At 57.7% G+C, this 24,467-nt stretch carries 22 protein-coding genes and 2 tRNA genes; 16 read left to right on the forward strand and 8 right to left on the reverse strand.

Features of this window, described 5'->3' with window-relative positions; genetic code table 11:
- Nucleotides 1-193: 193 nt before the first annotated feature.
- From DES29_RS10785 to DES29_RS10795, 3 genes are all read right to left on the reverse strand, one after another.
- Nucleotides 194-1,252: a malate/lactate/ureidoglycolate dehydrogenase gene (locus DES29_RS10785; protein WP_113854889.1), complete on the reverse strand. Its 1,059-nt coding sequence runs from the start codon at nucleotides 1,250-1,252 to the stop codon at nucleotides 194-196.
- A 198-nt stretch (nucleotides 1,253-1,450) separates the two neighbouring features.
- Nucleotides 1,451-1,526, reverse strand: a tRNA-Asn gene (locus tag DES29_RS10790).
- A 43-nt stretch (nucleotides 1,527-1,569) separates the two neighbouring features.
- A tRNA-Asn gene (locus DES29_RS10795) sits at nucleotides 1,570-1,645 on the reverse strand.
- A gap of 172 nt (nucleotides 1,646-1,817) precedes the next feature.
- On the opposite strand from DES29_RS10795, the gene uvrB reads away from it, so the two are divergent.
- From uvrB to DES29_RS10850, 11 genes are all read left to right on the forward strand, one after another.
- Nucleotides 1,818-3,839 (forward strand): excinuclease ABC subunit UvrB, encoded by a 2,022-nt coding sequence (gene uvrB, locus DES29_RS10800; protein ID WP_021995190.1) that lies wholly within the window; start codon nucleotides 1,818-1,820, stop codon nucleotides 3,837-3,839.
- A 121-nt stretch (nucleotides 3,840-3,960) separates the two neighbouring features.
- Complete coding sequence (locus tag DES29_RS10805) at nucleotides 3,961-4,500, forward strand: low molecular weight protein-tyrosine-phosphatase (RefSeq protein ID WP_021995191.1); 540 nt, start codon at nucleotides 3,961-3,963, stop codon at nucleotides 4,498-4,500.
- Between the two features lie 218 nt (nucleotides 4,501-4,718).
- Nucleotides 4,719-5,204 (forward strand): Rrf2 family transcriptional regulator, encoded by a 486-nt coding sequence (locus DES29_RS10810; RefSeq protein WP_021995192.1) that lies wholly within the window; start codon nucleotides 4,719-4,721, stop codon nucleotides 5,202-5,204.
- A gap of 36 nt (nucleotides 5,205-5,240) precedes the next feature.
- Complete coding sequence (locus DES29_RS10815) at nucleotides 5,241-6,452, forward strand: IscS subfamily cysteine desulfurase (protein ID WP_005432724.1); 1,212 nt, start codon at nucleotides 5,241-5,243, stop codon at nucleotides 6,450-6,452.
- A gap of 88 nt (nucleotides 6,453-6,540) precedes the next feature.
- Nucleotides 6,541-6,948: a Fe-S cluster assembly scaffold IscU gene (gene iscU, locus DES29_RS10820; protein WP_005432725.1), complete on the forward strand. Its 408-nt coding sequence runs from the start codon at nucleotides 6,541-6,543 to the stop codon at nucleotides 6,946-6,948.
- 5 nt (nucleotides 6,949-6,953) lie between these two features.
- Nucleotides 6,954-7,277, forward strand: coding sequence for an iron-sulfur cluster assembly protein IscA (iscA, locus tag DES29_RS10825; RefSeq protein ID WP_005432726.1), 324 nt, complete (start codon nucleotides 6,954-6,956; stop codon nucleotides 7,275-7,277).
- A gap of 13 nt (nucleotides 7,278-7,290) precedes the next feature.
- Complete coding sequence (hscB, locus tag DES29_RS10830; RefSeq protein ID WP_113854890.1) at nucleotides 7,291-7,785, forward strand: Fe-S protein assembly co-chaperone HscB; 495 nt, start codon at nucleotides 7,291-7,293, stop codon at nucleotides 7,783-7,785.
- Between the two features lie 90 nt (nucleotides 7,786-7,875).
- Nucleotides 7,876-9,762 (forward strand): Fe-S protein assembly chaperone HscA, encoded by a 1,887-nt coding sequence (gene hscA / locus DES29_RS10835; protein WP_021995194.1) that lies wholly within the window; start codon nucleotides 7,876-7,878, stop codon nucleotides 9,760-9,762.
- Between the two features lie 41 nt (nucleotides 9,763-9,803).
- The gene (gene fdx / locus DES29_RS10840) at nucleotides 9,804-10,136 is read left to right on the forward strand and encodes an ISC system 2Fe-2S type ferredoxin (protein ID WP_005432729.1); all 333 of its coding nucleotides are present in this window, start codon (nucleotides 9,804-9,806) and stop codon (nucleotides 10,134-10,136) included.
- 11 nt (nucleotides 10,137-10,147) lie between these two features.
- Nucleotides 10,148-10,348, forward strand: coding sequence for a Fe-S cluster assembly protein IscX (iscX, locus tag DES29_RS10845; RefSeq protein ID WP_005432731.1), 201 nt, complete (start codon nucleotides 10,148-10,150; stop codon nucleotides 10,346-10,348).
- Between the two features lie 124 nt (nucleotides 10,349-10,472).
- Entirely contained in the window at nucleotides 10,473-12,233 is a 1,761-nt protein-coding gene (locus DES29_RS10850) for a purple acid phosphatase family protein (RefSeq protein ID WP_021995195.1), read from the forward strand.
- A gap of 9 nt (nucleotides 12,234-12,242) precedes the next feature.
- Here DES29_RS10850 and DES29_RS10855 read toward each other — a convergent pair whose 3' ends face one another.
- From DES29_RS10855 to DES29_RS10875, 5 genes are all read right to left on the reverse strand, one after another.
- Nucleotides 12,243-13,154 carry an NUDIX domain-containing protein gene (locus DES29_RS10855; RefSeq protein WP_021995196.1) on the reverse strand — a complete coding sequence of 304 codons (912 nt, stop codon included), beginning with the start codon at nucleotides 13,152-13,154 and terminating at the stop codon, nucleotides 12,243-12,245.
- 3 nt (nucleotides 13,155-13,157) lie between these two features.
- Complete coding sequence (gene lysS / locus DES29_RS10860; RefSeq protein ID WP_016475034.1) at nucleotides 13,158-14,687, reverse strand: lysine--tRNA ligase; 1,530 nt, start codon at nucleotides 14,685-14,687, stop codon at nucleotides 13,158-13,160.
- Nucleotides 14,688-14,803: 116 nt separating this feature from the next.
- Nucleotides 14,804-15,929 (reverse strand): peptide chain release factor 2 gene (gene prfB, locus DES29_RS10865; RefSeq protein WP_113854891.1). Its coding sequence is split into 2 segments (ribosomal slippage): nucleotides 14,804-15,847 and nucleotides 15,849-15,929, totalling 1,125 coding nucleotides; the frame shifts between segments, so codons are not numbered across the junction.
- A gap of 192 nt (nucleotides 15,930-16,121) precedes the next feature.
- On the reverse strand, nucleotides 16,122-17,813 hold the full coding sequence (gene recJ / locus DES29_RS10870; protein WP_016475032.1) for a single-stranded-DNA-specific exonuclease RecJ: 1,692 nt from the start codon (nucleotides 17,811-17,813) through the stop codon (nucleotides 16,122-16,124).
- Complete coding sequence (locus DES29_RS10875; protein ID WP_113854892.1) at nucleotides 17,810-18,907, reverse strand: hypothetical protein; 1,098 nt, start codon at nucleotides 18,905-18,907, stop codon at nucleotides 17,810-17,812. Before DES29_RS10875 ends, recJ begins: the two co-directional genes overlap by 4 nt.
- A gap of 238 nt (nucleotides 18,908-19,145) precedes the next feature.
- On the opposite strand from DES29_RS10875, the gene DES29_RS10880 reads away from it, so the two are divergent.
- The 5 genes from DES29_RS10880 (at nucleotide 19,146) to DES29_RS10900 (ending at nucleotide 24,267) form a co-directional block, all read left to right on the forward strand.
- Nucleotides 19,146-20,402, forward strand: a complete 1,257-nt coding sequence (locus DES29_RS10880) for a lipoprotein-releasing ABC transporter permease subunit (RefSeq protein WP_113854893.1) — start codon at nucleotides 19,146-19,148, stop codon at nucleotides 20,400-20,402.
- Nucleotides 20,395-21,108, forward strand: a complete 714-nt coding sequence (locus DES29_RS10885) for an ABC transporter ATP-binding protein (protein ID WP_113854894.1) — start codon at nucleotides 20,395-20,397, stop codon at nucleotides 21,106-21,108. Before DES29_RS10880 ends, DES29_RS10885 begins: the two co-directional genes overlap by 8 nt.
- A gap of 14 nt (nucleotides 21,109-21,122) precedes the next feature.
- Nucleotides 21,123-22,007, forward strand: a complete 885-nt coding sequence (locus DES29_RS10890) for a TatD family hydrolase (protein ID WP_021995411.1) — start codon at nucleotides 21,123-21,125, stop codon at nucleotides 22,005-22,007.
- Between the two features lie 234 nt (nucleotides 22,008-22,241).
- A complete protein-coding gene (locus DES29_RS10895) occupies nucleotides 22,242-22,838 on the forward strand; it encodes a glycine cleavage system transcriptional repressor (protein WP_005431882.1) in 597 nt (198 codons plus the stop codon).
- A gap of 55 nt (nucleotides 22,839-22,893) precedes the next feature.
- A complete protein-coding gene (locus DES29_RS10900; protein WP_016475027.1) occupies nucleotides 22,894-24,267 on the forward strand; it encodes a PFL family protein in 1,374 nt (457 codons plus the stop codon).
- Nucleotides 24,268-24,467: the final 200 nt, after the last annotated feature.

Here is a 24,467-nt window from a genome sequence, read left to right on the forward strand (position 1 = left end):
ATTCCGAACAGGACAGTGAAACGCCTCTGCGCCGATGATAGTTGGTTGTATTTCCAGTGAAAGTAGGTCATCGCCAGGCTCCCTATACGAACCCCCGCAGATTCTGGTCTGCGGGGGTTTTCGCGCTCTGAAGCCGATAAAAAAGCCCGGCGCAGACTTGATGCATGCGTCGGGCTCGCAGGGGAGCAGTCTCTTAAGCTTGAAGTTCAGACTCAGGCACGCCTGCATCGCGGCAGGTTTTGATGATGGCAGCCCATTCGCCGTCGGAAATTTCCACTCCGTGGGCTTCACGGTCCGCTGTGCGGATGCGTTCGATTTCGCCCGGCATCAGAACAGGGTTTTTGGGATTGGGCTGCGGAGAGGCCTTGACATAGTCGATCATGGCGTCCATCTCTTCCTTCATCCAGGCGAGATCGCAAAGCGCAGCCGGGTCAATTACGAAAGAGGTCATGTTGTTGACGATCGCACCGTCGCGCGGGTGCTTGTCAGCAATCGTGCCGCCCTTGGAGAGCAGGCCGGCAAGGAGTTCGCAGGCAAAGCAGAGTCCGGCGCCTTTGTAGCGGCCCATCGGCATCAGTGCGGCGCGCGGTTCACGCCACATGGGGGCAGGGTCCGCCGTTTCGTTGCCGTTGCGATCAATGATCACTGGTTCATCAAAGTGCTTTCCAGCGAGGAAGGCTACGCGGGTTTTGCCCATGGCCACGATGGAGGTTGCAAAGTCGAGGATGAATCGACCGTGGTTGTTGGCTGCCGGAATGGCACAACAGAAGGGGTTCGTGCCGAATCGAGCATCCGCGCCGCCGTAAGGCGCTACAAGCGGATCAAACTGATTGACGTTCACAAAGTGCAGACTCACCATGCCGGCATCAGCGCACTGTTCGCCATAGGTGCCGATGCGCCCAAGGTGACAGGTGTTGGCAATGGTGTACATGCAGATGCCGTTTTGCTTGGCGCGTTCGATGGCTGCATTTGTGGCTTCGAAGCCGACGCGCTGACCATATCCGCGGTCACCGGAAAACTGCAGAATGGATCCGGCATCCTTGACGAGACGAGCCGGCGTATTGGATTTCAGACGGCCGTCTTTCTGATAGAGGGCATACATGGCGATCATGCCCACGCCGTGGCTGTCATGACCGCGAAGGTTGGCGTTTGTTAAATGGTCGGCAACAACGCGGGCTTCGTACGGGGTGCTCCCTGTGGCCTCGAGCCAGCGTGCGGCAGTATTGAAGATCTCTTGAGGTGAGTGGCGCATGCGGCCCTCCGGTTGCTTTGAATAATGAAGATGCGCGGTAAACCTGAGCGCAGATTATTCATTCTAGGAGGAGCGCAGTCCGTGTTGGTCCTAATGGAACTGAGCCGTATCAAAGGACTCGAGAGGATTGACGGCGAGAAAGGGTTATACCAATTAAAAAAGGGAGCAGTGCATGATGCACGCTCCCTTTGAAATTTTTGGCTCCCCGAGCTGGGTTCGAACCAGCGACCTGCGGATTAACAGTCCGTCGCTCTACCGGCTGAGCTATCGGGGAATCCGGTAACGACCGTGCTGGGCACGTCCGTTTAAATTTTTCTTGGCTCCCCGAGCTGGGTTCGAACCAGCGACCTGCGGATTAACAGTCCGTCGCTCTACCGACTGAGCTATCGGGGAATCAAGACTGCAAATTTTACGGAAGCCCGTTTAGAGTGTCAAATTTTCAAAATAATACAAATGTTACCAAATGTAAAATCAGAAAAATCAAATTGTTGAAAATTCTCTCTGCAGCGGTAAGGTGCACCGTAGAATTGCATTTCAACAGATTGTTCCGCCTTTTGCAGCATCAATGCCGACTTACGCCTACCCCAATTCGCCTTTTGTGCTTCATGCTCCATTCCCGCCTGCCGGCGACCAGCCGGCCGCGATTGATGCGCTCTGCGCAGGCATTGAAAACGGTTTGATGAATCAGACGCTTCTCGGCGTGACGGGGTCGGGCAAAACCTTCACGATGGCCAACATCATTGCCCGTGAGGGTGTACCGGCCATCATCTTTGCGCCCAATAAGACGCTGGCCGCGCAGACCTATTCCGAGATGCGCGACTTCTTTCCTGAAAACGCAGTGGAGTATTTCGTTTCCTACTACGACTTCTATCAGCCGGAGGCCTACGTTCCAGCACGCGACCTCTTCATTGAAAAAGATGCCGCGGTGAACGACCATATTGAGCAGATGCGTTTGGCGGCAACGAAGTCAATCCTCGAGCGCAGAGATACGATTATTGTGGCAACCGTGTCGGCTATTTACGGCATTGGTTCGCCCGAAAGCTACACGACCATGCGCATGATCCTGCGTCAGGGGGATCGTCGCTCACAGCGCCAGCTGATCAACCAGCTCGTGAAGATTCAATATAAGCGCAGCGATATGGAGTTCAATCGCGGTACTTTCCGCGTGCGGGGCGACACCATTGACATTTTTCCGGCTGAACATGCAGAAACTGCCGTACGGGTTGAACTTTTTGACGATGAAGTGGATACCGTTTCGCTTTTTGATCCGCTCACGGGCAAAGTGGTGCAGAAAGTGCAGCGTTTTGTCGTCTATCCGGCGAGCCACTACGTTACGCCGCGCGACGAAATCGTGCGGGCTATCACATCGATCAAGGCCGAGCTGAAGGTGCGCGAGGCTGAGCTCTTAAAGGACAATCTCCTCGTAGAAGCGCAGCGCTTGGAGCAGCGCACCAATTTCGATCTGGAAATGCTCGATCAGGTGGGGTTCTGCAAAGGAATCGAAAACTATTCCCGCCACCTGACTGGGCTTGCCCCCGGGGCCGCGCCGCCCTGCCTCATTGACTATCTGCCCGCTGATGCGCTGATGTTCTTTGATGAAAGCCACGTGATGATGGGACAGCTCGGCGGCATGTACCGCGGTGACCGTGCGCGAAAGGAAACGCTGGTTCGCTACGGGTTCAGACTGCCCTCGGCGCTCGACAACCGGCCGTTGAGGTTTGATGAGTTCGAGGCCAAAATGCGTCAGTCGATTTTCGTGTCGGCAACGCCGGCGGAATACGAACTCAAACGCTGTCAGGGGGAGGTGGTCGAGCAGGTCGTGCGTCCGACAGGCCTGGTTGATCCGGCGGTTGAAGTCCGGCCGGCAACGACACAGGTGGACGATCTTTTGTCTGAAATTTCTGAAACGGTAAAGCAGGGCGAACGCGTGCTGGTGACGACGCTCACCAAGAAAATGGCGGAAGATTTGACTGACTTTCTGTCCGAAGAAGGCGTGAAGGTGAGGTATCTCCACTCGGATATCGACACGGTCGAGCGTGTGGAGATTATCCGGGATCTCCGAGCAGGCAAATTCGACGTTCTTGTCGGCATTAACTTGCTGCGCGAAGGTCTCGACATTCCGGAAGTTTCACTGGTGGCTATTCTCGATGCTGACAAAGAAGGGTTCCTGCGTTCGACTCGCTCGCTGATCCAGACAATCGGTCGTGCTGCGCGTAATCTGCATGGCCGTGCCATCCTCTACGGCGACAAGATGACCGATTCGATGAAGGCAGCGCTAAACGAAACCAATCGCCGCCGGCAAAAGCAGGAAGACTTTAATCGTGAGCACGGCATTGTGCCCCAGGGCGTAAAGAAGGCGGTGCGAGAAATCATCGACGGGGTTTATCGCGGTCCAGATGTGGCGCCGGAGTCGTCGGCGTCCGACGCGCTGCCGATGGACGAAAAAACGTTGTCAAAACGTCTCCGCGAGCTCGAAGAAGAAATGATGAGTTATGCCAAGAATCTGGATTTCGAAAAGGCTGCACGCGTACGTGAAGAGCTGATGGCATTGAGAAAACAAGCTTTCGGTGCTTCGGCTCCAGCCTGAACTTCTCACAATTGAGTCTATGAATTTTCAGCAAGCTAGCGTAGGATAATGCACCGTGGGGAGAACCTTGCCCTGCGCAGACCTTCGCCCGATTTTGGGATTTTGGTGAACGGACAACAAAATGAACAACAACCAAGCGATCAAAATTCTTTTTGTCTGCACGGGAAATGTTTGCCGCAGCCCAATGGCTGCAGCCATCTTCGCCAAGAAGGCGAAAGAGGCAGGTTTTGAAGACGTTATGCTCAGCGACAGCGCCGGCACGAGCGATGCTCATGAAGGCGAACCTTGTGACGCCCGCGCCGTGCTCACCTGCCGCCGCCGAGATGTGCAGCTCGCCGGACACCGTGCTCGCCAGATTGAAGCGAGCGACTTCGAAAAGTTCGATTTAATTTTGGCCATGGACTGGGAAGTGCTGACTGAACTTCAGCAGCGAGCTCCCGCCGCCATGCGCCACAAGATTCAGCTCCTCATGCGCTACGCCAATGACATTGACGAAGCGATTGTGCCCGATCCCTACTATGGCCTGAACGAAGGATTTACGCGCGTTTACGAATACTGCTCGGATGCGTGTGAGGGGATCATCGAAAACTTTGAAAAGAAGGCCAAGCAGCTCCTTGCTGCCCGTGCCGCATCTTCTGCGGCAAGCGCTCAGGCCTCCTGAAGGCCGTATTGCAAAATACCTCCCCATTACGGCCTGTAAATCTCAATCTAACAGTGTAAGTCAGAATAAACTCAAGCACTAACCCTAATTTCTGACTTGATCACTCAGGATTGTTGGCGTAGAATCCGCTCACAAAATTGACAAGAACAGTCAGGATTGAGCGGCTGACCTGCCTCCCTAGCGAGAATCGTCAGCCATCTGTTCGATGGGAGACGAAGTTGAAGCTGACGACTAAAGGCCGTTTTGCCGTTACCGCCATGGTCGACATCGCCATGCGTGCTCGTGAAAGCGATGCGCCGGTGCCGATTGCGCAGGTTGCGGAACGCCAGAAGATTTCGCTCGCGTATCTCGAGCAAATCTTTTGCCGACTGCGCCGTGCCGGGCTCGTTGAGAGTACGCGCGGACCGGCAGGCGGTTACAAGCTTTCCGAGCCTGCTTCTCAAATCACCATCGATCGCATTGTTTTGGCTGTAGACGAGAACATGGACACAACGCAGTGCCGCGGTGAAGGTACCTGCCTCGGCGGGGCCGCCTGCCTCACGCATCACCTCTGGGAAGAGCTCAATTCCGTTATTGAGAGCTTCTTGGCGAGCCGTTCGCTCGAATGTCTCATTGAGGAGCATGAGGCGCGTGAAGCCGCAGAGGCCGAGAGCAGCGCTTCCGTGAGTATTCCCGCTGTCATTCCCGTGCGCAAAAGCGCTTGAACCCGATTTCCCCTTGCATACTTTGGACTTTCAGTCATGAAGCTTCCGATTTACCTCGACTACTCCGCTACGACGCCGTGCGATCCCCGCGTGGTCGAAAAGCTCGTTCCTTATCTGCACGATCATTTTGGGAACCCCGCCTCCCACAGCCACAGCTACGGCTGGGAAGCCGAGAAGGCCGTTGAAGAAGGCCGCACGCAGATTGCTGCGCTGATCGGCGCGGACCCGCGCGAAATCGTATTCACGTCCGGCGCGACGGAAGCTGACAATCTGGCGATCAAGGGTGCGGCGCACTTCTATCGCGACAAGGGCAAGCACCTTATTACGGTCAAGACCGAACACAAGGCCGTGCTCGACAGCATGCGCCACCTCGAAAGCGAAGGCTACGAAGTGACGTATCTTGACGTTGACGAAGAAGGCATGATTCGCTGGGATGACTTGGTCAATGCCATTCGCCCGGACACCACGCTTATCTCGGTCATGGCGGTGAATAACGAAATCGGCGTCATTCAGGATATTGCCCGTATTGGCGAGCTCTGCCGCGAGCGCGGCATTGTCTTTCACTGCGACGCTACGCAGGCTGCCGGCAAGATCGATCTCAATGTTGACCATCTGAAGGTCGATTTGATGAGTCTTTCTGCACACAAGGTCTACGGCCCCAAAGGCATTGGCGCACTCTACGTTCGCCGCAAGCCGCGTGTGCGCATTGAGTGCCAGATGCACGGCGGCGGACACGAACGCGGCATGCGTTCGGGGACCCTGCCCACGCACCAGATCGTCGGCATGGGCGAAGCTTATCGCCTTGCCCGCGAAGAAATGGCTACTGAAGTGCCGCGCATCAAGCGCCTTCGCGATCGTCTCTGGGAAGGCATTCAGAAGAATATTTCGGATGTCTACCTCAACGGTTCCTGGGAGCACCGCGTCTGCTTCAACCTCAACGTGAGCTTTGCGTTCATTGAGGGGGAAAGCCTCATGATGGCGGTGAAGGATCTGGCCGTCTCATCGGGGTCGGCCTGCACGTCTGCGTCGCTCGAGCCCTCCTACGTGCTCCGCGCGCTCGGCCGCGATGCGGAACTTGCGCACTCGTCGATTCGCTTCACGCTTGGACGCTTCACGACGGAAGAAGAAATTGACTACGCCGTTAAGTGCCTCACCAAGGCCGTGAAGGATCTTCGCGAAAAGAGCCCTCTCTGGGAAATGCACCAGAACGGCGAGGACATCTCGAAGGTCGAGTGGGCCGCGCACTAATTTCAGTGGTTCAGAACATTAATTCAACATTGATGAAGACCCCCTCCCGGGAGCAAAGGCTCCCGGTACCGTCTTCCGGAGAAAGAGAATGGCCTACAGCGAAAAACTGATTGACCACTTCGAACACCCCCGCAACGTCGGCACGCTCGACAAGAACGCACAGGACGTCGGTACGGGCATGGTGGGCGCACCCGCCTGCGGCGACGTTATGCGTCTGCAGATCAAAGTCAATCCTGAAGGCGTCATTGAGGACGCGAAGTTTAAGACCTATGGCTGCGGCTCAGCCATTGCGAGCTCTTCACTCGTCAGTGAATGGGTCAAGGGCAAGACGCTCGAAGAGGCCGGCAAGATTACCAACGCTCAGATCGCCGACGAGCTTGCGCTGCCGCCCGTGAAGATCCACTGTTCAATTCTGGCCGAGGATGCCGTCAAGGCCGCCATCGCCGACTACCGCGCCAAGCAGCATCCCGCTGAGCAGGATGCCAAGAAGGAATAATCATCATGTCCGTTACGCTTACTGAAGCCGCTGCCAAGCACGTGCAAAAGTATCTGGCCCGCCGAGGCAAAGGCGTTGGCCTGCGCTTGGGCGTCAAAACCTCCGGCTGTTCCGGCATGGCTTATAAGCTCGAGTTTGCTGATCAGGTCGAACCCGACGATAAAGTTTGGGAAAGTTTCGGCGTGAAGGTGCTCGTTGACGAAAAGAGTCTGCCGTATCTCGACGGCACCGAGCTCGACTACACGCGTGAAGGTCTGCAGGAAGGCTTCAAGTTCCACAATCCTAATGAGAAGAGCCGCTGCGGCTGCGGCGAGTCCTTCCAGATCTGAGGGCTGATCGGTCATGGCTCAGATGACGCCTTTTGAACTCTTCGGCCTCAAGCCCGCCTTCAAAGTGGATTTGGAGGCGCTGCACGCCGCACACGAACGGGCCATCCTGCAGGTGCATCCGGACCGTTTCGCAGATCGTCCCGTTGCCGAGCGCCGTGTGGCAGAACAATGGGCTTCGCGCATCAATGAGGCCTATGCGGTGCTTAAAAACCCGGTGAAGCGTGCCGTCTGGCTCTGTGAGGCGGCCGGCCGCAGTGTCGGCGCAGAAACGAACACGCGCATGCCGACGGACTTCCTGATGCAGCAGATGGCTTGGCGGGAAGCCATGGATGATGCTTGCGGCGATGATGAGAAGAACGCAGTTCGCGCTCAAGCGCGAGGCGCTGCCGACAAAGTGCTCGAAGCGCTCAGCAGTGCGATCGACGAAACGCATGACTGGGACAAGGCCGTTGATCTCACCCGCCGACTGATGTTCATTGAACGTTTTCTTGAGCAAAACGCTGATTAACCCTTTCCATTTATTCGCTTGACCAAGGCGCACGCATCGGAAGAAATCGCCGGGCGCGCGCCTTCGCCCACATAAGAAGAGATAGAAAACATGGCCCTCTTTCAAATCGCCGAGCCGGGACTTTCTGCTGCGCCGCATGAGCATCGCCTTGCTGTCGGCATTGATCTCGGCACCACGAATTCGCTTGCTGCGACCGTAAAGAGCGGTGAACCTGTTGTGCTTGCCGACGAGGCCGGCCGCCAGCTCCTGCCTTCTGTCGTGCGCTACCTGAAGGATGGGTCGGTTGAAACAGGGTGGGATGCGCTTGCTCATGCCGAGAGCGATCCGCGCAACACCGTCTATTCGGCCAAGCGCCTGCTCGCGCGAGGCCGCAGCGAACTCAAAACGCTGCCCGTGCTGCCCTACGAAATCGTTGATGCGCCCGGAGGCGTGGCGATCCGTACGGTTCAGGGGGACAAAAGTCCGGTAGAAGTGAGCGCTGAGATTTTGAAGACGCTTGCCAAGCGTGCAGAAACGCAGCTCGGCGGTGAACTGACCGGCGCTGTGATCACCGTGCCTGCTTATTTTGATGACGCTCAGCGTCAGGCGACAAAGGATGCGGCACGACTGGCGAACCTTTCCGTTCTGCGTCTTTTAAACGAACCTACGGCGGCGGCGTTGGCCTATGGGCTCGACAACGGTGCAGAGGGCGTCTATTTGGTCTATGACCTGGGCGGCGGCACCTTTGACGTCTCTCTCCTCAAGCTTTCGCGCGGCGTTTTCGAAGTGCTCGGCACGGGCGGCAACGCGGCGCTGGGGGGCGATGATTTTGATCATGCGGTGGTTGACTGGGCAGTGTCGCAGCTCGGCAGCGTTGAACTTACCGCAGAAGATCGCCGCCAGCTGCTTGACCGCGCGAAGGCGGCGAAGGAAGCGCTCACGGATGCGCCGGAGACGGTTCTTAAACTTGAACTCTCTTCGGGTACCCATGCCTTTACGCTCACTCGTGTGATCTTTGATCAGCTCACAAAGTCGCTCGTGGATGAAACGCTTGAAGCTGTTGCCAATGTTTTGCGTGATGCGAAGCTCGAAAAAGACCAAATTAAAGGCGTGGTGCTGGTGGGCGGTTCTACCCGCATGCCCTGTGTGCGCCGCGAGGTGGAAGCCTATTTCGGCTTTGCGCCGTTGACGGGCATTGACCCGGACTGCGTGGTAGCCGTCGGCGCCGCAATGCAGGCCAATAAGCTCGCGGGCAACGCCGCCGAAGGCGAGGATTGGCTGCTCCTTGACGTCACGCCCTTGTCGCTCGGCATCGAAACGATGGGCGGACTGGTCGAAAAGATCATTCCCCGCAACAGTCCCATCCCTGTCGCGCGGGCGCAGGATTTCACGACTTTCCGTGACGGTCAGACCGCGATGGCGGTACATGTTGTGCAAGGTGAACGCGAAGTGGTGGATGCCTGCCGTTCGCTCGCCCGCTTTGAGCTTCGCGGCATTCCGCCGATGGCAGCGGGTGCTGCTCGCATCCGCGTGACCTTCCAAGTGGATGCCGACGGTCTCTTGTCCGTCTCCGCACGAGAAATGACGAGCGGCGCAGAGGCATCCATTGTCGTGAAGCCTTCATACGGCCTCACTGACGAAGAAATTGTGCGCATGCTTCAGGAAGGCAATTCGAGCGCCGAGGCCGATATGCAGGCGCGCAAACTCCGTGAAGAGCAGGTGGAAGCCAAGCGCCTTCTCGAAAGCACCGCCAGCGCGCTCACGCAGGACGGCGATCTCTTGTCGCCTGAAGAGCAGTCTGAAATTGATCGGCTCGCTCGAGCGGTCGGTTCTGCCATTAACGGCACGGATGCCGACATGATTCATAAAGCCGTGGAGGCTTTGTCAAAGGGCACTGAAGCTTTTGCTGAGCGCCGTATGGATCGCTCCATTCGCGCAGCATTGGCCGGCCGCAGCGTCAATGACGCGTTGTTTGATGAAAAGCCCTCCGGTTCCTGATATTTACAATTGAATTTTTCCTGATCCCAGAGAAACGATAAATGCCAAAGATCACTGTTCTCCCCAACGCTGAGCTCTGCCCGGAAGGCAAGACCTTTGAAGCTGAAACCGGTGCCAACCTTGCCAGGGCGCTGCTTGCCAACGGCGTGAAGATTCAGCATGCCTGTGAATTCAACTGCGCCTGCGCGACCTGTCACGTCATCGTGCGCCAGGGTTTCGACAGCCTTAACGAACCGTCCGACAATGAGCTCGATCATCTCGATACGGCCTACGGTGCATGTGCTGAATCGCGTCTTTCCTGCCAGACCACGGTTGGTACGGAAGACATCACGATTGAGATTCCCAAGTACAACCGCAACATCGTCGGAGAGTAAAGGAGATCGCCATGGAGCTTCACTGGTCTGACGTGCAGCGCATTGCCGAAGAGCTTTACGATGCGGATCCTGATCTCGATCCGCTGACGCTTTCCTTTGTGAAGCTCCACGACATGGTGGTAAAGCTGCCTGACTTTGCCGACGATCCGCAGAAGTCCAACGAGCAAATCCTGGAGGCCATTCTTCAGGCTTGGCTTAACGAGCGGGATTGATTTCGTTTGATCTGCCGATTAGACGTCTCTGCTCAAGGCCGTCCGCTGCAGTCCATGAAGGCTGCCGGTCGGCCTTTCCCGTTTTTGGGCAGACTGAAAACATATTGATCGATGAGGTTTTTTCATGCAGCGCTTCAAGAGCTTTCAGCCCCGGATGGGCACAGCAGCAGGGCTGAGCGTTCTCGTCCTTGGCCTCTGTTTAGGGCAGCCTTACACAGCCGCAAAGGAACCGCTCCCTCAGCTGCTCGAACAAAAGCCGGCGGTCAGTGCTTTGGCGATGGATGCGCTTCCAAACCGAATCGTCGTGACGATCAAAGGGGATCCGCGCACATCACGGGGCTTCAGCTGGTTCATGAATGCGGCACCGGACGACCTGAATGTTGAGCTCTCTCCATCGAGTGATTTTGCGCAGATCACCCGCATACCGGTCCAGACGGTGCAGGTGCAAAGCCGCTTTCTGGAACGAACGGCTGACGGGCATTTTCTTTTTCGCTCGGAAAAGGCCGACAGTACCATCCTCGGCTACTTCACTGATGAAGGGCGAAGTGTGAAATGGCGGCCCAAGGACGGCGCCAGAAAATCCGATCACGTTGAGATTGGCGTTTTGACGCGTCCAGAGACGATTTGCCGCGCAGAGGTTTCAAGTCTCAGTCCCGGCACGCTTTGGTATTGGCGCATTGCCGCAAAGGGCAAAGTGCTGAGCCCTGTCGGCAGCTTCAAAACCGCAGCCGATCCGGACAAAACAGACAAAGTTTCCTTTATTCAGGTCTCCGATACGCAAAACGCCTACTATAACGAACATAAGCGCAATGAGGCGGCTTACGGTGCCGATACGCTCTTACAGGCCCTGCGGCACTTTCCGAATACAGATTTTGTACTGCACACCGGTGACTTTGTTGAAACCGGCAGTATTGAGGACGAATGGTTCGACCTTTTCAAGCGTTCAGCACCGATTCTGACGCAGACCACAGTGGCGCCGGTTGCCGGCAATCATGAGGTCTATTCGCTTCAGGACGGCGTGCGGAGCTTTGGAGCGTTTGAGCGGCACTTCAACGTCAATGATGCGCTTTCAGGCGGAGCGGCTCTGACGCGCGGCCTCAAAGAGGATCCCGACGGCGGCGCAACCTATTCGTTTGATTGGGGAAGAGTGCATTTTGCAGTGCTTAATACCAATGACAACCAGCATGCTCAGCATTCAGCATTGAGCCCCGCACAGCTTGAATGGCTCAAAAAGGATGTCCGGACTTCACGAGAGCGCGGTGCACAATGGGTCATTTTGGCGCTGCACAAGGGGATTTATTCAAAGGGCTACCATTCGCTCGAAGATGCTGATATCCGGCGCGTTCGGCAAGCGCTGACAGCGCTGATTGACGACCTTCGGATCGATGTGGTGCTTCAGGGACACGACCATGTCTATTCGCGCACCAAGGCGCTTAAAGTGCGCGACAACGATGACCCAAGCTTCTGGCCGGCCCGAGTGACGCAGCCCGACTTCACCTATGACGCCGATTTTTTCAAGGTTCTGCATGCGCCCAAGGGCGCGGTGTTCGTGACAGCCGACACCGCCGGCACCAAGGCCAATGATGCTGTGGCGGACGGTACTTTGAAGCATTTGGGCAAGGTACGGCCGGCGTTGAAGAGCATGACGGAAAACGAGCTCGAAAGCTACAGTTATCTTTTTGAGACCGGCATGCAGCCGCACCGATCGAGCCGTTTTCATAAAAAACACACTAATTGGCGCGATGCTTCCGAGCAGAGTTTTATTCACTATTGCGTCAAAGGCCGCGTACTCGTGGGCGAGGTCTATGTGGTTTCGGGAAGCTTGGAGAAAGCCGAGCCTCGCCGCGTGCAGATGATTGACCGCTTTACGGTTGAGAAGCCTTGAAGAGAGCCCTTAATCCGCAGCGCTGGGCGTTGCCGCCATGGAAAAGAGGAGAGACGAAGCTGCTTCGTGCATGACCTTGTGTGCTGCAATCAGGTCGAGCACTTCTCGTGCCGAAAAGCGTGCAAAGCGCTCAACTTCATGATCTGCCGCGCAGGGTTCGAAGCCAGCGGGGAGCACCAGATCGTGGGTATAAGAAGCTTCTAACATCCAGCCGCCCGATACGGCCCGAGAAATTAAAAAGCTGCCCAAATATCGAGCATTTTTTGCGTCCGCTGCCGGGAGCAAGGCTTCTTCATGCGCTTCGCGCAGCAGCGCTTCAGCGGGCGTTTCGCCCGCGCCCACCATCCCAGCGGCGAGGCCGTCCCACAGGCCGGGGCCGACGCGTTTGGTGCGGCTTCGCTGCCCGAGGATATAAACCGGGTCGAATTCGTCGACGGGATCGCGCAAACGAGCCGAGAGATGAACCGCGCGGGTCAGCGCTCCCAGAGGACGGTAGAGCGCTCGCTCGAGGCGCACTGAGGCTGCCCCTTGTGCAGACTCGGAAAGACTGAAGAGGTCAAGGAGCTCCCCGCGCCATCCCTGAGAAAGGTGGGCGGCCCGCATTGCGATGCCGAAGTCGAGCAAATGTGCCGCATCGAGACGAAGCTCTGTTGGGTGCTTGGTCATGCCGGGCATGCGGCTGATTTTGTCCGCCCATTCGGGAGCCGTTCGGCCGATGAGAACGCCGGTTGACAGGCGAATGGGAATCAGCCCCGGGTGCGCGCAGAGCGCTGCGCTTGACCAGCTGCCGGATGCGTCCGGAAGCACAAAGCCCGCAGTGAGGACTCGCGTGAGTGCCTCGCGGCGGGCTTTGAAGTGAGTCGACCCGAAGGGCCGGCTCGATGAGCTTCCAAACGCAGGGATAAAGGAACCCTGCATCATGGATTACTTCGTGTTTTCCGGGCGCATGTGCGGGAAGAGCAGCACGTCGCGGATCGTCGGAGCGTCGGTGAGCAGCATCATGAAACGGTCAATGCCGATGCCGCAGCCGGCGGTCGGGGGCAGACCGTATTCGAGAGCACGGATGTAGTCGGCATCGTAATACATCGCTTCGTCGTCGCCGTGGCTCTTCTTGTCAGCCTGAGCACGGAAGCGGGCAGCCTGATCGTCCGGATCGTTGAGCTCGGAGAACCCGTTGGCGGTTTCTCGGCCGGCAATGTAAAGCTCAAAACGTTCGGTGATTTCAGGATCGGCGTCGGACGCGCGGGCGAGCGGCGAGATTTCAACCGGATAGTCAATGATGAAGGTCGGTTCGATCAGCTTGGCTTCGGCGGTTTCTTCAAAAAGCGCCATCTGCAGAGCGCCCAGGCCGGCGTCAACCGGGATCTCACCGCCGAGGCGCTTAAGCTCAGCGCGGATGAAGTCCGGGTTGTTGAGTTCTTCATCGGTGTAGTTCGGAGCGAACTTCTTGATGGCGGCAAGCGGCGTCAGGCGATGGAAAGGTTTGGAGAGATCGATTTCCTGGCCCTGATACTGGAGAACCATCGAACCCGTCGCTTCTTTGGCGACCGTGCGCAGGAGCTCTTCGGTGAAGTCCATCTGATCGCGATACGTCCAATACGTCGCGTAGAACTCCATCATCGTGAATTCGGGGTTATGGCGAATCGACACGCCTTCGTTGCGGAAGTTGCGGTTGATTTCAAAGACGCGTTCAAAACCGCCGACCACGAGGCGCTTCAGATACAGTTCCGGCGCGATTCGCAGGTACATATCCATATCGAGCGCATTGTGGTGCGTGATAAAGGGTTTTGCATTGGCGCCGCCCGGGATCGGGTGGAGCATCGGCGTTTCCACTTCAAGGAAGCGGTGATTGAGCATGAAGGCGCGGATGGCGGCAATGGCCTTCGAGCGGGTGAGGAAGCGGTTGCGCGATTCCTCATTCATGATGAGGTCGACGTAGCGCTGACGGTAGCAAAGCTCCGTGTCCTGCAGGCCCTTGTGCTTATCGGGCAGCGGACGGATGCTCTTGGTCATCAGACGGATTTCTTTCACGCGAATGGCGAGGTCGCCGGCATGGGTGCGGAAAAGCACGCCCTTGGCAGCAACGATGTCGCCCAGGTCGAACGTCTTAAAGGCAGCATAGGCGTCGGAGCCAACTTCATTTTGCTGCACGAAGTACTGCATCGTGCCGGTGAAGTCGCGCACCGTGCAGAAGGAGGCCTTGCCCATGATGCGCTTGAGCATGATGCGGCCTGAGCAGGCAACTTCGGGGGCGGCGGCTTCAAGCTCCTCCGTCGTCATTGCGCCGTATTTGGCCGTAAGGTCGCCGAAGAGATCCGTACGCTTGAAGTCGTTCGGATAAGCGACGCCGGCGGCGCGCAGCGCGGCAAGCTTGGCGCGGCGCTCGGCGATGATATGGTTTTCGTCTTCGGCCGGGGCCTGAACGGTCTGAGGGTTCTGCTGGGCTTGTGCCATTTGATTCCCCTAAAAGTGTTTTGCGGATGTTGGGATCCAACGAGCACTTCGGAAAGGTGCAGTGCAGGGCTTTCCGAAGCGTTGAGTCTGGAATAGGGTAGTTCGGAGCTTGGGGGTTATTCGGCCGCCGGAACGGCATTCACGCCGCCCTTCAAGCTCGCTTCGATGAATTGATCAAGATCACCGTCGAGCACGCCGCCCGTGTTGCCGGTTTCAACGCCGGTACGCAGGTCCTTCACGCGCGACTGATCAAGCACGTAGCTGCGGATCTGGTGACCCCAGCCGATGTCAGACTTCGACTCTTCGAGCTTCGTCTGCGCTTCCATGCGTTTGCGCATTTCCAGCTCATAGAGCTTAGCCTTGAGTTGCTGCATGGCTTTTTCGCGGTTGCGGTGCTGCGAGCGGTCATCCTGACAGATCGTAATGATGCCGGTGGGCTTGTGGTGAATTCGGACGGCTGACTCGGTCTTTTGGATGTGCTGACCGCCTGCGCCCGAAGCACGGAAGACGTCGATGGAAAGATCGGCAGGATTGATTTCAATGTCGATGGAATCATCCACTTCCGGATAGACGTAGACCGAGGTGAAGGAGGTGTGACGGCGCGCATTGGCGTCAAAGGGGCTCTTACGCACCAGACGATGAATGCCGGTTTCGGTGCGCAGCGTGCCGTACGCCCACTCGCCCTCAATAAAGAGCGTGCAGGACTTGATGCCGGCGACTTCGCCCGGTGTTTCTTCTTCAAGGGTGACCTTAAAGCCCTTGCGTTCGGCGTAGCGCATATACATGCGCTCGAGCATGCTTGCCCAGTCCTGCGCTTCCGTGCCGCCCGCACCGGACTGAATTTCCAGATAGCAGTTGGCCGAGTCCATCGGCTGGTTGAACATGCGCTTAAATTCGAGCTGAGCAACTTCGTGCTCGATGCGGTCTACATCCTCTCCGATAACTTCGAGGGAATCGAAATCCTCTTCGGCCAGAGAAAGTTCAAAGAGTTCGCCCGCATCGGCGATGCCCTGCGTAAGACGGTTGAAGCTGCCGACGATATCGTCGAGCATCTTCTTTTCTTTGCTTACTTCTTGGGCGTGTTTGGGATCATTCCAGAGGTCCGGGTTCTCAATTTCCCGATTTACTTCTTCGAGGCGCCGAGCTTTGCGGTCGACGTCAAAGATACCCCCGAAGTTCATTGAGCCGACGGGTAAGATCGTCGATCGAGGCTTCAATTTGGTTGATGCGTTCAGCTTCCATTTCTGACCTATGCGGATAGAGCGTATTCGTTGTATTAAAAGTGCGTCGGGCTTCGAGAATTTTTGAAGCACAAAATCACCGACGTGCCCTGAAAATACAGGGAAACGAAAATTATAGACGGCTTCGGGACGCCGCATGTGCTGCTGAGCGTCCCGAATCATAGGAAAAAGCGGCGGAATTTCCGCTGACGGCTTATTCGGCCGCCTCCACCACCAGCTGCACGGTTCGGCGGCCGCGGAATTCATTGACTGACGGCCGGTAGGCAATCCTGGTGAGCGACGCTAAAGGTTCTTTGCGGCGGAAAAAGATGGCGTCAAAACGCGAGCCGCCGAGCTCGAGCATCATTTTGAGATGCGTGCCCTTGAGAAGCGTCTGTGAGAGCACGTGAACCTCGTTGGCAAAGAGCGGGGCTTCAAAACCCTGTCCCCAGATTTGTTCATCGATTTCCTGACAGAGCGCTTCGGTAATCTCGTCGGGCGCGAGTCCGCCGTCGGTGAGCACAACACGCTCAAAAACGGAGGCATCGCATCGGCTGCGGATGACTTCCTCAAACGCCGCCTGAAAATCCTTGAACCCTTCGGGTTTGATGGAAAGTCCGGCCGCCATGGCATGGCCTCCGAAGCGAAGTACGACGCCGGGCAGTGCTTTGGCGGTCAAGTCGAGTGCATCACGCAGATGTATGCCGGGAATGGAACGGCCCGAACCTTTGAGTTCTCCGTTTTCCGTCGGCGCAAACGCGATGACTGGACGGTGGATGCGCTCCTTCAGGCGCGCTGCCACCAATCCCACAACACCCTCATTGAAAGAGGGGTTGAAAATCGTAAAAGTGGCGTGATGATCCAAGTCAATATTGGATAAAGCGGCCTCAGCCAACTGCTGCATCTCGCTTTCAAGTTCGCGGCGTTCGGTGTTGATGGAGTTGAGGCTCTCGGCAAAGGCAAGGGCCGCGGCAGGATCGTCCGACAAGAGACATTCGATGCCGTTTTCCATGGTTCCGAGACGGCCGGCGGCATTGATGCGCGGCGCAACGGCAAAGCCGAAGTCGCGTACCCCCGCAGTACGAATATCGCGTCCGGCAATGGCAAACAGGGCTTCGAGCCCCGCATGCGTACGGCCGCAGCGAATGCGGCGAATGCCTTGCGAAACCAGAATACGGTTGTTTTTGTCGAGCTTGACGACGTCAGCCACTGTTCCAAGGGCCACAAAGTCGACAAGCGCATCCAGACGCGGCTGAGTCTTAGCGTCAAAGACGCCGCGTTCGCGAAGGAGCGAACGCAGGGCGAGCAGCACATAGTAGATGACGCCGACGCCTGCGAGATTTTTCGACGGGAAGGTCGAGCCCGTTAAATTGGGGTTGACGATCGCCTGTGCCCGCGGCAGTTCAGCGCCCGGCAGGTGGTGGTCTGTAATGATGACGTCGATGCCGAGCTCCCGAGCGCGGTCAACGGCCGCTGCTGACGAGATGCCGTTGTCAACCGTGACGATGAGATCCGGCTTGGGGGTTCTGGCAGCAACAATATCGACGACGTTGGGCGTGAGCCCGTAGCCGTGGAGCACGCGGTCCGGCACGAAGTAGTTTGCGGTGATGCCGAGCATGCGCAGACCCCGGATACCGACGGCACATGCCGTAGCGCCGTCGCAGTCGTAGTCGGCGACGATGGTGACGGCTTGATGCCGCTCGCGAGCGAGTGCAAGCCGTTCGGCTGCTTCACGCGTACCTTCGAGCATGGCGGGCGGTAGCATGCCGGCCCATTCCTGCTCTAAATCGGAGGGCACCTGAATGCCGCGGGCGGCAAGCGCCCGCGCAATGGGCGGCAGAAAACCCGAAAGGGCCAGACGATCGGCGGCATGCTGATCGTAAGGACGGGAGAGAATGCGCGTCATGGAACCTCTCCCGCAAAGTTGTCAATGAACCAGCTCTCGAGCGGGAGCACCGACCGTTTGAAGCGTTTGAGCGGATTGAAGCTCTTGGGCGTCGGCAAAAGCGTAGCGGCGCCGGCATTGCCAAAGAGCACGAAAACAGCGTTGTCAATGCCGGCGGCTTTTTCGCGGCTGCGCCAACGTGCGAGTTCGCCGAGTGCCGTGGGGAGCGCTTCTCGCCAGGCGCTCCAGTCACTGCGGCGCCAGGGTTCGAGGAGATGCTCAATAACGACGATGCGCTCGCCGATCGGTGCGTCAACGAACGCTTTCCCCCACCGTTCCTCTTCGCGTTCGCCACTGCGAACGGGCATGAGCGCGGTGCGGGGAATACCGGCTGCAGCTGCCCAGGCTCGGACGACTGGATCATCACAGGCTACAGCACGGTAGGTCGAGGGCGGGAAAATGGGAGTGTATGCTCCGCCGCCCGAAAGCCAAAAGCCCTCAATCGAAGGCAGTTTGCCCGCAGCCGTTTGAACGGCAGCGGTGAATGCCTCAAGCAGATTTTCTGCTTCAGGCTTATCACTGCCCGTCATGCAGGCGGCGAGGCTCGCTCCCGCACCGACGCAGTCCGCCAGATCTCTAAACGGTGCGGCTGAGAATGCCCAGGGCTTGCGGCGGCAGAGAAAGAGAGTCGTTCCAGAAATCATCAGACGCATGCCGGCGTGTGCTGCGATAGGATCAAGCGCACAAGCAGCCGCGGGCATCTCAGACTCATGGAGCTCGACGGCTTCGAGCTGTCCCATCGAATTTCGCCCCCAGGGCGTGAGCTTCCAGAATTCCTGGTCGAGCACGGGACCGCCCGAGGCAATCCATTCGTAAGGGGCGGTGATCGGTGCGCCGGATCGGTGCGTGAGCACCTTCCAGAGCCAGGCCTGATGAGGTGAGCGGTCGTGGAGCGGTTCAGCGAGGCGCTGCAGACCAGGCGGCTCACGGCCGGTCCCGAGTGCAGTCCACGCCTCAAGCGAGGCGGGGTCGGACTTTGCAAGCACGGCCGCAGTCTCGCGGGCGGCGGCCTCAGGGAGCCGGGCGCCGGGCAGGAGATAAAAGCAAGTTGTCATAGTGCCCGTGATTGTAGCCTTGGGGACTGCAGGTGCTTCGTCTTCATTGAGGAGTGTTGGTGTCTTCTAACATTCTTCTGTCGACCGTTTCGATCTTTTGCTGCGGCGCGGGGGAAGCATCCTGCGCCGTTAGAATGCAGTTTTTGTCGAACGCACGCTTTCGTCATGCCGGATGCAAAACGAAAGGGTGTTCGAAGCGTTGAATTATTCCGCCTCAAGAGCGATTTCCAAGAGCACGATGCAGACGCCATTTGAATTCATGATCGGCCTCACCTACACCCGGCGCGGGAGGCGAGGCCGACGCAAAGACGGCTTCATGTCCTTTATCTCAGGCATGTCGGTGGCGTCCATCGCGCTTGGCGTTGCCGCGCTCATCATCGTGCTCTCGGTGATGAACGGCTTCCAAAAGGAAGTGCGCGACCGCATGCTTTCCGTGATTCCCCACGTTGAGATCAGGGCGAGCAAAGGTGCTCTCACCGACGTGGAAGGCGTCGAAAAGGTACTTCAGGCGCAAAGTGACGTTGTCGCCGTTGCTCCCTTCGTGGAAGGTCAGGGGCTCTTTAGTTCCGGCGCAGTCGTGCGCGGTGCAGTCGTCAAAGGGATTGATCCTGCCAAGGAACCAGGGGTGAGCGAACTTGCGCAAAGCGTTTCCGGCACAGAGCTTTCTGACCTGAAACCCAAGGCCTTTCAGGTCATTCTCGGCCAGGCGCTGGCGCGGCAGCTGCGCGTGCATATCGGCGACAAAGTGGCGCTGCTTGTGCCCGAAGGGAACATGACGCCGGCGGGACTGATTCCCCGCATGAAGCAGCTCACGGTCGCAGGTTACTTTTCGAGCGGGCACTACGAATACGATTCGACTTATGCCTTGGTCAATATTGAGGATGCAGCTGCACTCTATCGTACGGGCGGTCCTCAGGGACTGCGCGTCAAGACGACGGACATGGACCGTGCGCCGCAGATCGCGGCCAAGCTCGTCGCGGTGCTTCCATCCGGACTTTATGCGACGGACTGGTCGCGGCAAAACCGCACGTGGTTCGCAGCCGTGCAGGTCGAAAAACGCATGATGGGGATCATCCTCTTTCTGATTGTTTTGGTCGGCGCTTTCGGGCTCGTTTCCACATTGGTGATGACCGTGAAGGAAAAGCAGTCTGACATCGCGATTCTCCGTACGCTCGGCGCTTCGCGTGCTTCCATCATGTCGATTTTCGTGGTGGAAGGCACGATTGTTGGGTTGGTGGGCGTTCTGTCGGGCGTTGCTGCAGGCCTTTTGATTGCCGAAAACGTCGGCGCCATCGTCTCGGCCATCGAGTCGATGCTCGGGGTTGAATTCCTGCCTCAGGAAATTTATTTCATCAGCAGCATGCCGAGCGATCCGCGTTTGAGCGACATCGTGCCGATTGCGGTGCTCTCTTTCCTGCTTTCTCTGGCTGCCACACTCTATCCGAGCTGGCGGGCTTCGAAGATTCACCCCGCGGAGGCTCTTCGCTATGAATAATGCGCAAAATCATCCGCAGCGTTCCGTTGTTCTGGAAGCAAGTCATGTGGTCAAGAGCTATCGCGAGGGGACGAGTGCGCTGCCGGTGCTTAAAGATGTGAATCTCCGGATTCATGCGGGCGAAGCGGTGGCCGTACTCGGCGCTTCGGGTTCCGGGAAGTCAACGCTCCTGCATGTACTGGGCGGTCTTGACGGTTTGGATGCCGGACGAGTGGCCATTGCCGGCGAGGACCTCGCCGCGCTCAAAGAGAGTGAGCTCGATCGTCTGCGCAACCGCTCCCTCGGGTTCGTTTATCAGTTTCACCACCTGCTGCCGGAGTTTTCCGCTTTGGAAAATGCGGCTATGCCGCTTTTCATCCGCCGTCTGCCTAAGCGTGAAGCGTTGTCTCGAGCTCAGCAGGCTTTGGAAGCCGTGGGTTTGGGCGATCGTCTCGAGCATCTGTCTTCGCAGCTTTCGGGCGGCGAACGTCAGCGTACAGCTATTGCGCGTGCATTGGTGACGCAGCCCGCCTGCGTGCTGGCGGATGAGCCGACGGGCAATTTGGATCACGAAACCGCGTCACAGGTCTTCACATCGCTCCTTGAACTGGCGCATACCCAAGGCACGGCTGTCGTAATCGTCACGCATGACCGAGAGCTCGCGCGCCGCTGCGATCGTGCGGTAGAGCTCAAGGGCGGCGTGATTGTGGATGCAGACCGCTTTTAACGGGTTGGTTCCTTATGACCGCTCGCGCCATCAAATTCATTGACACGCACTCGCATCTGCAGGTTGAGCGTCTGGACGGCCATCGTGCTCAATGGCTCGCTCAAGCACGAGAGGCGGGCCTCGAGAATATCCTGCTCTGCGCCGGGGCGCCTGAAGACTGGGAGCGAACGCTCTCTACGGCACACGAGTGGGGCCTGGGGGCGATGCTTGGCATCCATCCGCTTTGGCTTGACTCGACAACGCCCGCAGAGCTCGTCGGGCTGCGTGAGCTGGCCGAGTCTCTGCTCGACGATCCGCATTTCATCGGTCTCGGAGAGGTGGGGCTCGACGGGTTTGAGCCCGGGCTTGATCAGCATAAGGCCGAGCAGGTGTTTCTCGAAGAACTTAAGATCGCCCGCGACCTCGACCTTCCGCTCTCTATTCATGTTCGCCGGACAGCTTCAAAGACGCTCGGACTGCTGCGAAGAGTCTACGGTTCGCCGGGCAAAACGGGGTTTCAGCCCGTGCGCGGCGCCGTCCATGCCTTTAACGGCTCGGATGCTGAACGCGAGGCTTTTTTAGCGTTCGGACTGGTGCTCGGTTTCGGCGGTGCCTGTACCTACGACGGAAGCAAGCGCATTCGCAGGCATTTGTCGGAGCTTGCCGACGGGGCCTGGGTGCTTGAAACCGACGCGCCTGATATGCCGCCGTCGAGTCGACGGGATGCTTTTGCTCTCGGGCACTCAACGCTCGACACACGCCCAGCGGACATCCTGGAAGCCGCCCGTACGGCGGCTCAGCTTCGCGGCACAACGCTTGCCGCAGCAGCCGCGAGTGCTCGGGCTGCTGCGCTTGCGGCGTTTCCAAGGCTCGAGACACTTTTGCGTCTGCCAGAAAGCTTTGGACAGCAGACCGAGTGATATGCGGTCTGATTACGGCGCGTTTTGCGCTGTATCAGATGGAACACAGCTCAATTCCAACCAATGATCGGCGGCCATCGCGATACACTCGATAAAATCTGCCGCCATGCCGGATTCCCTTGGATGGGGTTTCAATTCCGGCATGGACTCATCCCAATCCCCATACAGCAAAGCCGGCACCAGTGCCAGCGTCCGCCGTTATGTTTTCAAACGGCGGCCTTCCGGAGAAACAAAGTGACTGAAGCTCAACCTGCTCAGACAACTGAAATCAATGACGGCCTGCACCGCACCAATGTGGCGGTTTTCGGCCTCGATCGCCCGGGCATCGTCGCCGTTGTATCCAATGCGCTCACTCGCCGCGGCGTTAATCTCGAGCAGGTGAACCAGATGGCCTTGCACGGCCAGTTCGCTCTGATGTGTGTCATTCAGAAGCCCGCCGGTCTTTCTAACGAACAGATCCAGCAGGAGCTTGAAGCCGAAATCGCCCGCCGCAAATTTGATCTGGCCGTTATGGTGATTGACTTCAAGGCGCCGACGCCGCAGCCGGAAAGCGAGCCCTATGTGGTGAGCGTTTGGGGTACGGACCGCAACGACATCATCGCTAATTTTTCGCGCATTTTCGCCGAACAGAAGATCAACATCGAATCCCTGCGTGCTTTCCCGATTGAGGACGGCATGTCGCTGCAGGTCTTTGAAGTTTCTATTCCGCTCAATGTTGATCGCCGCGCGCTGCACCGCGTCATGATTGATCGTGCCCGCGCTATGAACCTGCGCTGCAATCTGCAGCACCGCGACATCTTCGAAGCCATTCACCGCGTCAAGGTGGAGTAAGTCAACCATCACGCGACCGCAACCCATTCCAAATTTTTTGAGACAGAGACAAAACATGCTGACTGACCGCGAGGTACTTTCCACCATCAATATGCTTCGTTCGGAGCATCTCGACGTCCGCACCGTCACGATGGGCATCAATCTTTTTGACTGCGCGAGTTCGGACTTCGATACTTTCGCCTACAAAGTGCGTTCGAAGATTTTCCGCTATGCCGAAAAACTCGTTGAGACCTGTGATCTCGTCGGCGACCGCTACGGCATCCCCGTCGTCAACAAGCGCATTTCCGTGAGCCCGATCGGCACTGTCGGCGCGAGCTTCAGCCGTGATGAGATGGTGGCGGCCTGCCGCGTGCTCGATGAGTCGGCTAAAGAAGTGGGCGTTGACTTTATCGGCGGTTTCGGCGCTTTGGTTGAAAAAGGGATGACGCCGGGCGAAAAGAATCTGATTGATGCACTTCCCGAGGCGCTGGCTGTCACCGACCGTATCTGCTCTTCAATCAATGTGGGTTCGACGAAGGCCGGCATCAACATGGATGCCGTACGTCTCATGGGGCAGCGCATTCTGGATGTGGCGGAAGCAACTCGTGACCGCGACGCAATCGGCTGCGCCAAGCTCGTTGTCTTCTGCAATATTCCGCAGGACGTGCCATTTATGGCAGGTGCCTATCTTGGCGTCGGCGAACCCGATGTGGTGATCGACGTCGGTGTTTCCGGCCCGGGCGTGGTGAAAAAGGCTCTTGACCGTGCCTTTAAGGCCAAGGGTGAATATCTGACCATCACGGATGCGGCAGAAGTCATTAAGCACACCGCCTACAAAGTGACCCGCGTGGGTGAAATCATCGGCAATGAAGTCGCCAACCGCCTGAACCTTCCGTTCGGCGTGGCTGATCTGTCGCTTGCCCCGACGCCGGCTGTGGGCGACAGCGTGGGCGAGATCTTCCAGTCTCTCGGCCTTTCTTCCATCGGTGCTCCCGGCACGACGGCCATTCTCGCGATGCTCAATGACCAGGTGAAGAAGGGCGGTGTTTTTGCCTCTTCGCACGTGGGCGGGCTTTCCGGCGCCTTCATTCCGGTGTCCGAAGACAGTGCCATTGAAGCCGCTGCGCGCTCGGGCGCCCTGACGCTCGAAAAGCTCGAAGCCATGACCTCTGTCTGCTCTGTGGGTCTGGACATGATCGCCATCCCGGGCGACACCCCCGCTTCGACGATCTCCGGCATGATCGCCGACGAATCCGCCATCGGCATGATCAACGGCAAGACCACTGCGGTCCGTGTGATTCCGGTTCCGGGCAAGACCGTGGGCGACGTTGCTCATTTCGGCGGCCTTCTCGGTGAAGCGTCCATCATCCGCGTTCCGGGCGGCGATGCGTCGGGCTTCGTGAAGCTTGGCGGCCGCATCCCGGCGCCGATCCACAGTCTGCGCAACTAACCGCGATCACAGCGCCTTTATAACCGGATATAACGCGATCCCTTCTATGCTTTTTGCATGGGAGGGATTTTTTATACTCAAAAAAATACACAATCAAAATTTATACCTGAACTACGGGTTACCTGCTCTACATTTCGAATCGCCGCGGTGGTTCAGAAAGCTGGAGCAATTCAAAACAGCGCCGACGCGAGGCAGGAATA

The sequence above is a fragment of the Sutterella wadsworthensis genome, assembly GCF_003315195.1.
Classification (GTDB): domain Bacteria; phylum Pseudomonadota; class Gammaproteobacteria; order Burkholderiales; family Burkholderiaceae_F; genus Sutterella; species Sutterella wadsworthensis.